Source organism: Noviherbaspirillum sp., from assembly GCF_036846085.1.
GTDB lineage: Bacteria > Pseudomonadota > Gammaproteobacteria > Burkholderiales > Burkholderiaceae_D > Noviherbaspirillum.
This window is the reverse complement of record NZ_DAIUCO010000142.1, coordinates 1-13,125: the sequence shown is the minus strand read 5'-3', so window position 1 is coordinate 13,125 and position 13,125 is coordinate 1. Positions and strand designations below refer to the sequence as shown.

13 protein-coding genes are annotated in these 13,125 nt (G+C 62.6%); 6 read left to right on the top strand and 7 right to left on the bottom strand.

All coding sequences use genetic code 11. The features are described 5' to 3' along the window. The coding region (locus V7080_RS16215) for an exodeoxyribonuclease III (protein ID WP_334189432.1) at positions 1-354 on the top strand (354 nt) is incomplete at its 5' end. A gap of 22 nt (positions 355-376) precedes the next feature. On the opposite strand, the gene V7080_RS16210 is transcribed toward V7080_RS16215, so the two are convergent. The 4 genes from V7080_RS16210 to metX form a co-directional block, all read right to left on the bottom strand. Next, a complete protein-coding gene (locus tag V7080_RS16210) occupies positions 377-1,273 on the bottom strand; it encodes a M48 family metallopeptidase (RefSeq protein ID WP_334189431.1) in 897 nt (298 codons plus the stop codon). 109 nt (positions 1,274-1,382) lie between these two features. Then, positions 1,383-2,702, bottom strand: coding sequence for an AmpG family muropeptide MFS transporter (locus tag V7080_RS16205; RefSeq protein ID WP_334189430.1), 1,320 nt, complete (start codon positions 2,700-2,702; stop codon positions 1,383-1,385). Between the two features lie 136 nt (positions 2,703-2,838). Beyond that, a complete protein-coding gene (gene metW, locus V7080_RS16200) occupies positions 2,839-3,450 on the bottom strand; it encodes a methionine biosynthesis protein MetW (RefSeq protein ID WP_334189429.1) in 612 nt (203 codons plus the stop codon). Then, positions 3,447-4,595, bottom strand: coding sequence for a homoserine O-succinyltransferase MetX (gene metX / locus V7080_RS16195; protein WP_334189428.1), 1,149 nt, complete (start codon positions 4,593-4,595; stop codon positions 3,447-3,449). The genes metW and metX overlap by 4 nt, the downstream gene beginning before the upstream one ends. A gap of 333 nt (positions 4,596-4,928) precedes the next feature. Between metX and V7080_RS16190 the strand changes: the two genes are divergently transcribed. The 5 genes from V7080_RS16190 to V7080_RS16170 all read left to right on the top strand — a co-directional run bounded on the left by V7080_RS16190 (position 4,929) and on the right by V7080_RS16170 (position 10,333). Then, positions 4,929-6,122 carry a CaiB/BaiF CoA transferase family protein gene (locus tag V7080_RS16190; RefSeq protein ID WP_334189427.1) on the top strand — a complete coding sequence of 398 codons (1,194 nt, stop codon included), beginning with the start codon at positions 4,929-4,931 and terminating at the stop codon, positions 6,120-6,122. After that, positions 6,119-6,949 (top strand): citryl-CoA lyase, encoded by an 831-nt coding sequence (locus tag V7080_RS16185; protein WP_334189426.1) that lies wholly within the window; start codon positions 6,119-6,121, stop codon positions 6,947-6,949. Before V7080_RS16190 ends, V7080_RS16185 begins: the two co-directional genes overlap by 4 nt. A gap of 250 nt (positions 6,950-7,199) precedes the next feature. Then, the gene (locus tag V7080_RS16180) at positions 7,200-8,180 is read left to right on the top strand and encodes a Bug family tripartite tricarboxylate transporter substrate binding protein (protein WP_334189425.1); all 981 of its coding nucleotides are present in this window, start codon (positions 7,200-7,202) and stop codon (positions 8,178-8,180) included. A gap of 159 nt (positions 8,181-8,339) precedes the next feature. Continuing rightward, positions 8,340-8,822 carry a tripartite tricarboxylate transporter TctB family protein gene (locus tag V7080_RS16175; protein WP_334189424.1) on the top strand — a complete coding sequence of 161 codons (483 nt, stop codon included), beginning with the start codon at positions 8,340-8,342 and terminating at the stop codon, positions 8,820-8,822. Positions 8,823-8,824: 2 nt separating this feature from the next. Next, on the top strand, positions 8,825-10,333 hold the full coding sequence (locus V7080_RS16170; protein WP_334189423.1) for a tripartite tricarboxylate transporter permease: 1,509 nt from the start codon (positions 8,825-8,827) through the stop codon (positions 10,331-10,333). Between the two features lie 288 nt (positions 10,334-10,621). On the opposite strand, the gene ptsP is transcribed toward V7080_RS16170, so the two are convergent. The 3 genes from ptsP to V7080_RS16155 all read right to left on the bottom strand — a co-directional run. Further along, on the bottom strand, positions 10,622-12,379 hold the full coding sequence (gene ptsP, locus V7080_RS16165; RefSeq protein ID WP_334189422.1) for a phosphoenolpyruvate--protein phosphotransferase: 1,758 nt from the start codon (positions 12,377-12,379) through the stop codon (positions 10,622-10,624). 5 nt (positions 12,380-12,384) lie between these two features. Continuing rightward, a complete protein-coding gene (locus V7080_RS16160) occupies positions 12,385-12,654 on the bottom strand; it encodes an HPr family phosphocarrier protein (RefSeq protein WP_334189421.1) in 270 nt (89 codons plus the stop codon). 73 nt (positions 12,655-12,727) lie between these two features. Beyond that, a partial coding sequence (locus tag V7080_RS16155; RefSeq protein ID WP_334189420.1) for a PTS sugar transporter subunit IIA occupies positions 12,728-13,125 on the bottom strand: 398 nt, incomplete at its 5' end.

The following is a 13,125-nucleotide window of genomic DNA, read 5'->3' as shown; positions in this document are numbered from 1 at the left end:
GACTGGAACATCGCGCACAAGGAAATCGACCTGAAGAACTGGAAGGGCAACAAAAAGAATTCCGGCTTCCTGCCGGAAGAGCGGGCCTGGCTGACACGCATTTTCGATGAGGTTGGGTTCGTCGATACCTTCCGCCAGGTCGATGCGCGGCCGGAGCAATACACCTGGTGGAGCAACCGCGGACAGGCCTGGGCGAAGAATGTGGGTTGGCGCATCGATTACCACATCACCACGCCGGAGCTTGCGGCGAAGGCGAATGCGGTGTCCATCTACAAGGACGAGCGGTTCTCCGACCATGCACCGCTGATCATCGATTACGACGGCGCGTCGTCCCTGCTGGCGGTCGCGAAGTAGATCCGGAACGCAACGCCGGTACTTATTTCACCGGCGGAATGCCTTTCACATTGCTTTCATAGGGCGGCAGCGACTTGAGCGGCACGCCTTTCGCCTTCGCATACAGCGGCATCACCTGCGCCATGTGCTTTTCCATCTGGGCAATGCGCGCCGTGCCGGCCGGGTGGGTCGAGAGCCATTGCGGCGGCCCATTCTTGCTGACCATGCCCATTTTGCGCCACAGGGTGATACCGGCGCGCGGATCGTAGCCGGCACGCGCCGCGATATCAAGGCCGACCAGGTCGGCTTCGGTTTCGTCGCTGCGGGAAAATTTCAGGATGGCGAGACTCGCGCCTGCTTCGGCAACGGTATTGGTTACATTGGGGTCGATGCCGAACAGCGCCGATAGTCCAAAGCCGAGCACACTTGCGCCGACATTCGTTATTCCGGATTTCGCAAGGCGTTCGCGGCTGTGCTCGCGCAACGCATGGGCAGCCTCATGGCCCATGACGATGGCGGCTTCGTCATCCGTCAGCTTCAGCTTATTCAGGATGCCGCTGAAGAAGGCGATCTTGCCGCCGGGCATGCAGAAGGCATTGATGTCTTCGGTGTTGATCAGGTTGACTTCCCATTTCCATCCGGGCGCACTTTCATTCCAGCGCTTCGCCTCCGGGATGATCCGTTCCGCGATGGCGCGCAGGCGCTGTACCTGCGGATGCGATTCCGGCACCAGAACGCCTTTCTGCTTTGCCTGTTGCAGCAATTCGGCGTATTGCTGGCCGGCGGCGGCATTGAGTTCGGATTCGGGTACGAGCGTACGCAGCCGTGACATCTTTTCCACCTTGACGCCGTCCGGAGAGACGGATTCCTTGGCGGCCTGTGCCGGCAGGACACAGGTAAATGTTGCCGCAATGACGGCCATTGAGAGAAAACGGTTCATGCCTAATTGTCCTCCAACGAAACCAGAATCATCTTGATTGTCGACAGCAGTCTGCGCCGTTCGCAGTACGCCGGCCGTTCGCCGATACCCCGGATCGTCTCGGCGGCGCTCAGGACGATTCGGCCTGCGCCGCTTCGCCATCCAGCTTCACCCTAGGCAAAAGCCAGAAGAAAAGCGCTACGGCAGGAATGATCGCCAAGGTGGTAATCCAGAAATACGGCGCGTAGCCGACCGCCTCGACAATCCGGCCGGAATAGAACCCCAGCACCTTGCCCGGCAAGGTGATCAGCGAACTGAACAGCGCGTACTGGGTCGCGGTGTAGCGCTGGTTCACCAGCGCGGACAGATAGGCGACGGCAGTCGTACCAAGCAAACCCTGCGCCAGGTTCTCGGCGGAGATGACCAGCGTCAGCATGCCCACATTGCCGTTGGCGCCGATCAGCCACAGATACAGCAGGTTGCTGAGCGCTCCCAGCACGATACCGATCAGCAGCGCACGCTCCACGCCCCAGCGAACAACGGCGACGCCGCCCAGGAACGCCCCGGCAATGCCCACCCAGATGCCGTACACCTTGGAAATCGTGGCGATTTCGGTCTTGGTGAATCCTTGGTCAAGGTAGAACGGACCCATGATGCCGCCTACCAGCGCCTGGTCGGAAATCTTGAACAGCAGGATAAACATCAGGATCAGCAGGCCCACCCGTCCGCCGAAGCGGCGGAAAAAGTCGGCGAACGGTTCGACGACCCCTTCCCGCAGACCCTGCGACCAGCTTTGCACCTGGATGCGCAGCACTTCCGGTTCACGCGCCATCAAGTTGGTGACGACGGGAATCAGCATGCATGCCGCCATGATCCGGTAGACATTGGGCCAGACCGCATGGTCGGCCAGCACCAGCGCCAGTGCGCCGGTAACGATCAGCGCGATCCGGTAGCCGAGCGAATAAGTGGCAACCAGGGCTCCCTGTGCTTCGACCGGGGCGATCTCGATGCGGTAGGCATCCACCACGATATCCAGCGTCGCACCGGCGATGGCCACCAGCAGCGTCAGGCCGACGAATAGCCCGAGCTGCGTCGGCGTGACCGATGCCATCGCCATCAGTCCGAGCATCACCAGCAACTGGGTCAGCAGCAGCCAGCTGCGGCGCTGCCCCAGCCGCCCCAGCAGGGGAAGCCTGAGCCGGTCGACCAGGGGCGCCCACAGGAACTTGAAGGAATACGCCATGCCGGCGCTGGCGATCATGGTGATGTCCTTCAGCGTGATGCCGTTTTCCCGCAGCCAGTACGCCAGGGTGCCGGCAACCAGCAGGAAGGGCAGTCCGGAGGCGAAGCCGAAGAAGAACATGGTCCACGCCGATGGGTGCAGGAAGGCATCGCGAATCCGCGGCGCTGCCTTGGCGCCGCTTTCCTTGGCTTTCAATACAGCACTCATTTCATGGCATCCACGACTGATGATCCTTCGGACAGGGATACTTGCGAAGAGGGCAAGTAAGTGGTCGGCGAAGTCTGAAAACTCGGGATGTCGGGTTGGCCTCCGGCGGTTGCCGGGGCCTGACTGGCGGGAACGCTCATGCAGGGGTCTTTTTACGTAATCGGAACACGGCAAGACTACCACGCCAGTTTGGCAGGAAGGTCACGGGCTTGCCGTTGTGCAAGGCGATGCACTCGAGCACTTCGAGCCCGACCCGGTTCGCAAGTTCCTCAAAATCACTAATTGTTGCGTAGCGCACATTCGGCGTGTCATACCACTCATACGGCAGATGCTTGGACACCGGCATGCGACCCCGGAAAATGGAAATCCGGTGCGGCCAGTAGGCGAAATTGGGGAAGGACACGATGGCTTCGCGTCCGACACGTGCGATATCGGCAAGAATGCCTTCCACGTTCTTCATCATCTGCAGCGCCGACAGGCAGAGCACGGTATCGAATGCATTGTCGGCGAAGATGCTCATGCCGCTTTCCAGGTCACGCTGGATGACCGACACGCCGCGCGCGACGCAGACGGGAATTTTCGCATCATCGATCTCCACGCCATAACCGATGCACTGCTTGTCGGTTTGCAGATACTCCAGCATGACGCCGTCGCCGCAGCCGAGATCGAGCACATGCGATGCATCGCGCACCCAGTGGGCGATGAAGGCGAGATCGGCGCGCAGCACGCTCAGTTCGCGGAAATTCATGCCGCCCTCCTTTGGTCGATTTCAAGCCAGATGCGGTTGTAGTAAGCGCGGACGGTGTTCATGTAGCGCTCATCCTCGAGCAGGAAGGCGTCATGCCCGTGCGGCGCGTCGATCTCGGCATAGCTGACGCGGCGCTTGTTGCTGACCAGCGCCTCGACGATTTCGCGGCTGCGCTCGGGGGAGAAGCGCCAGTCGGTGGTGAAGGAAACGACCAGGAATTGCGCCTGCGTCGCTGCCAGCGTCTTGTGCAGGTCGCCGCCGTGCGCCCTGGCCGGATCGAAGTAATCGAGCGCCTTGGTGATCAGCAGATAGGTGTTGGCATCGAAGTACTCCGAGAACTTGTCGCCCTGGTAGCGCAGGTAGGATTCGATCTCGAAATCGATGCCGAAGCCGAATTGATAGTCGCCGTTGCGCAGCTCGCGGCCGAATTTTTCGGCCATGCTGTCATCGGACAGATAGGTGATGTGGCCAACCATGCGCGCGACCCGCAAGCCGTTTTTCGGCACCACGCCGTGCGCGTAAAAGTCGCCGCCATGGAAATCGGGATCGGTCAGGATCGCCTGCCGGGCGACATCGTTGAAAGCGATGTTTTGCGCCGACAGCTTGGGCGTGGAGGCGATCACCACGCAGTGGCGCAGGCGATCGGGGAAGAGCATGCTCCAGGACAGTGCCTGCATGCCGCCGAGCGATCCGCCCATGACCGCGGCAAATTGCCGGATGCCGAGCGCGTCGGCGAGGCGGGCCTGCGCCTTCACCCAGTCCTCGACGGTCACGACGGGAAAGTTCGCGCCGTAGGGCTTGCCGGTCGCGGGATTGATGTGCATCGGCCCGGTCGAGCCGAAGCAGGAGCCGATGTTGTTGACGCCGATGACGAAGAACCGGTCGGTATCGACCGGCTTGCCGGGGCCAACCATGTTGTCCCACCAGCCGATGTTCTTGCGCCCGTCCGCTTCCTCGTAGATGCCGGCCACGTGATGCGATGCATTCAATGCATGGCAGATCAGCACCGCGTTCGAGCGGTCGGCGTTCAGGGTGCCGTAGGTTTCGTAGACAAGCGTGTAATCGGCGAGCGACGCGCCGCTCTGCAGGGGTAGCGGCGCCGGGAAGTGCATCGATTGGGGTGAAACGATTCCGACAGATGACATAGCGGTCCAAATAAAATGAATCACGAAGGCCGGCAGGCGGGTAAGCCGTGCCGGTAAGCCGATTGGGCGATGAAAAACCTGCGGCCAACAAAAAGCCCGACGGCTGGTCAGCTCGTCGGGCTAAATTCGGGTCTTGTATGCAACTTACATGCAAGCACGCTTTAGCCGTATTTATTACGCGCCCGCAAGCTGATTATCAAATCGGCGCAATGCCGTAAGAATAACGAAGTCGCCGGATGCAGTCAAACACGCAAGTCCGCTGCGGCTTGACGGACCGGATTCGACTGATATGCTGGCAACCGTGCATGGCAATCCATCAATGGCATACCAACCGTGACCCTACCTCTTTCCGGCATCCGCGTGCTCGACCTGTCCAACGTCCTGGCCGGCCCGTTCTGCGCTTACCAGCTGGCCCTGCTCGGCGCCGAAGTCATCAAGATCGAGCAGCCGGACGGCGGCGACCTTGCCCGCCGACTCGGCGCCGATCCGCAAGCCGCGGCGCAAGGCATGGGAATATCGTTCGTCGCCGTCAATGCCGGCAAGCAATCGATGACGATCAACCTGAAGCATCCGGAAGGCAAGCGATTGTTCCGGCGCATGGTGGGCGATGCCCAGGTGGTGATCGAAAACTTCCGCCCCGGGGTGATGACACGGCTCGAGCTCGATTACGCAACCTTGTCGACCGACAATCCTGCCCTCGTGTATTGCGCGATTTCCGGATTCGGCCAGACCGGCCCGCTTGCGCAACGTCCCGCGTACGACCAGATCATCCAGGGCATGGCGGGCGTCATGAGCGTGACCGGCGGCGAGGACAGCGCCCCGCTGCGGGTCGGCTATCCGGTGTGCGACACCATCGGCGGCATGACCGCCGCCTTTGCCGTCTGCGCGGCCCTGGTCGATGCCCGTACCAGTGGACGTGGCCGGATGATCGATGTGTCGATGCTGGAGGCTACCCTATCGACCATGGGCTGGCCCCTGTCGAATTACCTGAACGCCGGCATCCCGCCGGCACCGATGGGAAACCAGAATTTCACCGCCGCGCCTTCCGGCACCTTCCGTACCGGCAATGGCTTGCTGAATATCGCCGCCAATGAAGATCGGCAGTACCAGTCGCTGTGCAAACTGCTCGGCCGCGACGACCTGAAAACCGATCCGCGTTTTTCCGACCGGCACAGCCGCAAGGCGAACCGTGCCGCGCTCAATGCGGAAATCGAAGCCGCCCTGTCGGCACGCAGCGCCACCGAGTGGGAAGCGATGTTGATCGATGCGGGCGTTCCGGCCGGACAGGTGCTGAGCGTGCCGGAGATCCTTGCGCATCCGCATGTCGCGCAACGCGGCTTCCTCAACCGCTTCGATGCACCAACCGGGCCGCAGCAGGTCGTTGGCGCGGGCTTCCGGATGGATGACGGGCCGCTGAGTCCGGCCGCACCTGCGCCGGCCTTGTCCGCCGATACGGAACGCTGGCTCAGGCGCCTCGGCTACGACGATGCCGGCATCCATACATTGCATGAACAGGGAGTGATATGACCGATAGCGAACTCGCGGCGGAGTACTGGCGCACCGACATCATCGACATCGAGCCGGGCGTGATCCGCACCCGCGGCTACCCGATTGAGGAACTGATCGGCCGGGTCGGTTTCGCCGACATGGTGTGGATGATGCTGCGCGGCGAATTGCCGCAACCGGCGCAGGCGCGCTTGCTGGAAGCGGCGCTGGTGGCCTCGGTCGACCATGGCCCGCACGCGCCGTCGATCGCGGTGGCGCGCATGGCGGTGAGTTGCGGCCTGCCGCTCAACGGCGCGATGGCCTCGGCGCTCAACACGCTCGACGACGTCCACGGCGGCGCCGGCCAGCAGGCGGTCGAATTGTTTCTCGACGTCGAGAGCCGTATTGGGCAAGGCACGCCGATAGCCGATGCCGTCGCCGCGGCGCTCGATGCCTTCTCGGCCGCCCACGGCAAATTCATTCCCGGTTTCGGGCACCGCTTTCATCCGGTGGACCCTCGTGCGCCGCGCCTGCTCGAACTGGTCGACGCCGCGGCGGCCGACGGCACTGTCGACGGGCGGTTCGCTGCGATCGCAAGAGGCATCGAGGCGGAGTTACGCCATCGCAAGGGAAAACCGATACCGATGAACATCGACGGCGCGACCGCGGTGATCTACGCCGAACTCGGCTTCGCCGCGCCATTGGCGCGCGGCATTTTCTGCCTGTCACGGGCGGTCGGCATCCTCGCGCATGCCTGGGAACAAAGCAGCCGCGGCGAACGCAACAAGGGGCCGATGCCGCGCCAGCTTGCCTATCGCTACACCGGCCATGCGCCGCGCACATTGCTGAAAGACCAGCCCGGCGATTGAAACACCTCAATCGGCGGGCGGATTCGAAAATCGCAAAGACTGAAAGCCGATTGCAAGCTATGTTGGTTAAGGTGAGCGCGCAAAACGTTCAAAACCGTACGCCTGGAATTCTTAACTACCGCTCTACTGCTGTGTGACAAGCCGTCATTGCACGGCCCTCTTTTCCTGAAGGGGAAGAGCCATTCGGCGGTATATCGTTGCACAGCGCGGTGCACAGCGATTCCGGGCAGTTACTTCACAGGAGAGAGACATGAACCACACGAAACGCACTTCCCTCGGCCGCTGGCTGCTTCCCGCAGTGACCGCCCTCAGCCTGATCGCAAGCGCACCGGCGCTCGCCATCGACAGCCTGAAGATCCTGGTGCCGGCCAATCCAGGCGGCGGCTGGGACCAGACCGGCCGCGCACTGGGGCAGGCAATGCAAACCGGCGAGATCGTCAAGAAAGTGCAGATCGACAACAAGGGCGGCGCGGCCGGCACCATCGGGTTGGCGCAGTTCGTCAACTCCTCCAAGGGCAAGGGTGATGCCCTGCTGGTCGGCGGCAGCGTGATGGTCGGCGGCATCGCCCTCAACAAATCCCCGGTGAGCCTGTCGCAGGTCACACCGATCGCACGCCTGACCGGCGAATACGATGTGCTGGTGGTGCCGGCCAATTCGCCGATCAAGTCGGTAAAAGACCTGATGACCAAGTTCAAGGCCGATCCCGGCAGCGTGTCCTGGGGCGGCGGCTCGGCAGGCGGCACCGACCATATCATCGTCGGCATGATCGCCCAGGCCAATGGCGTCGATGTCAGCAAGATCAATTACATTCCGTTCGCCGGCGGCGGCGAGGCGCAGGCCGCCATCCTCGGCGGCCATGTCACCGTGGGCTTGTCGGGCTACAACGAGTTCGAAGGCCAGATCAAAACCGGCAAGATGCGTCCGCTGGCCGTCACCTCCGACAAGCGGCTGCCCGGCATTGATATCCCGACGCTGAAGGAACAGGGCGTCGACGTCGTGCTGGCCAACTGGCGCGGCGTGTTCGGCGCACCCGGCATCAGTGACGCCCAGAAGAAGGAATTGATCGCCGCAGTGGAGAAGACCGCCAAGAGCAAGAGCTGGCAGGAAACGCTGGCCAAGAACGGCTGGGCCGATTCCTACCTGGCAGGCGATGCGTTTAAGGACTACCTTGATAAAGAAATCAAGGAAACGGAAAAAATCATCGCCGGGCTTGGATTGGTCAAGAAGTAAGGCGTCATCGCGCATGGCATGAGCGGACCGGGTACCGGCGCCGCGCATGCCGCCGCATTACCCTCGCGCATTCGGAAGCGGCACGCAGGTCGCGCGCTGTTTCGAAATGCGCCGGAGACGCGGCATGGACCTGCCGCAAGAATAATAAAGAGGTGACACATGGCATCCCGTTCACGGATCAATACCGGGGAATTGCTGCTTTCCCTTGCATTCATCGCGCTCGGCGTCTACACGCTGATCGGCGCGCAATCCATCGGCAGCGGCACCGGCTATTCGCAGATCGGTCCCCGCGCGTTCCCAATGGGAATCGGCGCCGGGCTGGTGATACTCGGCGGCATCCTTGCCTGGCAAGCCATCTCCGGCGGATGGCGCAACGTACCGATGGATGAGTCGCACGACACGCCCGACTGGCTTGCATTCGCCATCCTGACGGGCGCGGTGTTGCTGCACATGGCGGCGATCGGCTGGGCCGGCTTCATCCTCGCATCCACCTTCCTGTTCATACTGATCGCCCGCGCCTTCGGCAGCCGCAAGCTGCTGCGCGACATCGTTGTCGGCGCGGTACTGTCCACCGCCGCGTTTTTCATTTTCACTTCCGGCCTCGGCCTGCAATTGCCGAACGGCCTTCTGGGAGGTGATTGAATATGGAAACCTTTGATGCACTGCTGTCCGGTTTTTCGGTCGCGCTGACGCTGCAAAACCTGCTGCTCGGCTTCATCGGTGTCACGCTCGGCACTTTGGTCGGCGTGCTGCCAGGCGTCGGGCCGGCGCTGACCGTGGCGCTGCTGCTGCCCGCGACCGCCAGCTTCGACCCCACCGGCGCGCTGATCATGTTCTCCGGCATCTATTACGGCGCCATGTACGGCGGCTCCACTACCTCCATCCTGCTCAACACCCCCGGCGAATCCGCCACCATCGTCACAGCCCTCGAGGGCAACATGATGGCCAAGCGCGGCCGCGCAGGGCCTGCATTGTCGACGTCCGCCATCGGCTCCTTCGTCGCCGGTTCCATCTCGGTGGTGCTGCTCACGCTGGTCGCGCCGCTGGTCGTCAATCTCGCGCTGCAGTTCGGCCCGGCCGAATACTTCGCCATCATGGTGCTGGCCTTCGTCACCGTCTCCACCCTGCTCGGCTCGTCGATGGCACGCGGCCTGGCAAGCCTGTTCTTCGGCTTGTGGATCGGCCTCATCGGCATCGATGGCCAGACCGGCCAGGCGCGCTTCACCATGGGCATCCCGGAACTGCTCGACGGCATCGACGTGGTGGTCGCGGCGGTCGGCCTGTTCGCCGTCGGTGAAACCCTTTATCTCGCCACCTATCTCAACCGGGAGCAGGACAAGCTGGAACAGGTGAAGGGATCGATCTGGATGTCCGCTTCGGACTGGGCGCGCTCGTGGAAGCCCTGGCTGCGCGGCACCTTCCTCGGTTTTCCGCTGGGCGCCATGCCGGCCGGCGGTGCCGAGATCCCGACCTTCTTGTCGTACGCGATCGAGAAAAAGCTGAGCAAGCATCCGGAGGAATTCGGCAAGGGCGCCATCGAAGGCGTGGCCGGACCGGAAGCGGCGAACAATGCGGCGAGCACCGGCACGCTGACGATGCTGCTCACGCTCGGCCTGCCGACCTCGGCCACGGCGGCCATCGTGCTGGCGGCATTCCAGCAATACGGCCTGCAGCCGGGTCCGTTGCTGTTCGAAACCCAGCCGCTGCTGGTATGGGGCCTGATCGCCAGCATGTACATCGGCAACGTGTTGCTGCTGGTGCTGAACCTGCCGCTGGTGGGACTGTGGATCAAGCTGCTGAGTATTCCGAGGCCCCTGCTGTATGGCGGCATCCTGATCTTCGCCACGCTGGGCGCCTACGGCTTGCGTAATTCCTGGTTCGACCTGCTGCTGCTGTACCTGATCGGACTGGTCGGCTTCCTGATGCGCCGCTATGACATTCCGGTTGCCCCGACCATCGTCGGCATGATCCTCGGGCCGGTGGCGGAGCAGCAACTGCGGCGCGCGCTCTCGATCAGCCAGGGGGATGCCTCGATTTTCTTCAGCAAGCCGATTTCGGCATCGGTGCTCGTGCTGGCGCTGGTGCTGCTGGTGGCGCCGACGCTGTGGAAATGGTATGCGGCGCGGCGGAGAGTGGGGGTTGTGGCAGGGTGAGAGATCCGTGTATTCGTGCACGAGCTTGCAACATCTCCGTCGGGTCCCCTTCCCCTCTTAGGGGGAGGGCTGGGGTGGAGGTGTGAAGGCTGGATACCTGCATACGATTGCGCGACCTCATCACCCCTGCGCAGGCCGCCCCATCCCAGCCAAGGGATTGCGCTTACGCACAATCCGTTCCGCAGGCGCAGGGAAGTAACCCGCGAAACCCCCGCCACACCCTCTACGAGAGGAAGGCGTTTTACAAAGAACTAAGCACATTTGCATTTCACTGACGCCAAAACTACCCTACAACTTCCGCAGCTGCTCCACCGCCTCGACAATCGTCTTCTGCTCCATCATCCGCAAGATCCGCTTCACCTGCGGCGTGACGACCGCCAGGTCGCTGTTCAGTATCTCCTGCTTCACCGTTAGCAACTGCGTCGGATGCATCGAGAATTCACGCAGTCCCATTCCCAGCAATACCCGCGTCAGGCGCGCATCCCCCGCCATTTCCCCGCACACCGAGACCGGTATGCCGGCCTTGGCGCCGACGGCGATGGTGGTCGACAGCAGGTAGAGCACCGCCGGATGAAGCGGTTCGTAGAGATGCGCGACTTCATGGTCGGCGCGGTCGATCGCCAGGGTGTACTGGATCAGGTCATTGGTGCCGATCGACAGGAAATCCAGCCGCTTGACGAAGACCGGCAGGGTCAGCGCCGCCGCCGGGATCTCGATCATCGCACCGACGGGCACCAGGGGATCGAACTTCTTGTTGGCTTCGCGCAGCTGCGACTTGGCCTGTTCGATCATGACCAGCGCCTGGTCGATTTCAAAGGAGTGCGCCAGCATCGGGATCAACAGCTTGACCGGTCCGAAGGCGGAAGCACGCAGGATGGCGCGCAGCTGTGCCAGGAACATCTGCGGCTCGGCAAGGCAGAAGCGGATGGCGCGCAGGCCGAGCGCCGGATTCAGGGCGGTATGCTCGACCGTGTCCAGCGGCTTGTCGGCGCCGATGTCCAGGGTGCGGATGGTGACTGGCCTGCCCTTCATCGTGACGACCGCCTTGCGGTACGACTCGAATTGTTCGTCTTCCGACGGCAGCTTGCTGACGTAACCGGCGCGCCCCATGAACAGGAATTCGGAGCGGAACAGGCCGACGCCGGACGCGCCCGCTTCCAATGCGGCCGGGCAGTCGTCCGGCAGTTCGATGTTGGCGCACAGGGTGATTTCCGTGCCGTCGCGCGTGACGGCCGGTGTCTTGCGCAGCTTGCTGAGTTTTTTGCGGTCGCGCACCAGGCGCGCCTGCCGCTCGCGGTATTGCTCCAGCACCTTGGACGGCGGATCGACGATCACCACGCCGGCGTCGCCGTCGATGATGATCCAGTCATCCTGCTCGATCAGCGCCGATGCGTTGGTAACGCCGACCGCCGCCGGAATATCGAGGCTGCGGGCGACGATGGCGGTATGGGAATTCTGGCCGCCGAGATCGGTGACGAAACCGCCGAATGCGCGGTCTTTGAACTGCAGCATGTCGGCCGGCGAGATGTCATGCGCGACCACGATCATGCGTCCCGCCGATTCTTCCGATCCGTCGCCCGGGCTGATTTGCAGCGCGCTGGGACTGCCGGTAAGAATTTTCAGCACCCGCTCGCCGACCTGCTGGATGTCCGCCTTGCGCTCGCGCAGGTAGGTGTCCTCGATTTCATCGAACTGCGCCGACAGCTCATCGATCTGCGTCACCAGCGCCCATTCGGCGTTGTAATATCGGCTGCGGATGATATCGAGCGGCACTTCCGAAATCATCGGGTCGGACAGGATCAGCGCATGCACATCGATGAAGGCGCCCAGCTCGGCCGGGGAATCCTTCGGCAGTTCGTTCCAGATGGTCTGCAGTTCCTTGTGCACGGCGGCAATCGCCATCTGCAGCCGCTGCACCTCCGCCTCGACCTGTTCTTCGGGAATGAGGTAATGCTTGACGTCCAGCGCCGCCGGCGCGAGCAGATGCGCGCGGCCGATCGCGATACCGCGCGAAACCGGGATGCCGTGTAGCGTGAACGAAGCCATGTGCCTTATTCGCCCTCGCCAAACTTGTTGTTGATCAGCTCGGTCAGCGCATCCACACAATCCTTCTCGTCCGCACCATCCGCTTCAAGAAGGACGGTCGCGCCCTTGCCTGCCGCCAGCATCATCACGCCCATGATGGACTTCGCGTTCACCCGCCGCTTGTTGCGGGTCAGCCAGACTTCGCTTTTGTATTTCGCCGCCAGTTGGGTGAGCTTGGCCGATGCGCGTGCATGCAGTCCGAGCTTATTGACGATTTCGATTTCCTTTTGGATCATTTTTGTTTTTCGTGGTTGCGGAATGAATGTGCACTGCTTGATCTGGGATGCATGGCCGGCCGATGCTTGCCGGTTAGCTCGGTCCGAGGCGTACCCTGTTATCGACCCGCACCGCACCGCTCTGCCCCCCGGCCAGCGCCATCTCGACCACGACATCCAGCGTGTCGTTGCGGTATGTCAGCGCGCGCAGAAGCATTGGCAGGCTGATGCCGGCGATGATATCGATATGGCCGGGGTCGCACAGCCGGAGCGTGCAGTTGGATGGCGTACCGCCCATCACATCGGTGATCACCAGCACGCCCGCGCCGACATCCAGCCGGCGGATTGCTTCGCTTGCCAGCTTATTGACTTCAGCCGGGTCCTGGTCCGCGCGCACATCGATCGCTTCGAGTCGTTCCGGCCGTCCGCGAAAGACATGCGTGGCCGCCTCGATGAAGGCGTTGCCGAGCGGCGCGTGCGTCAGGAGAAGAA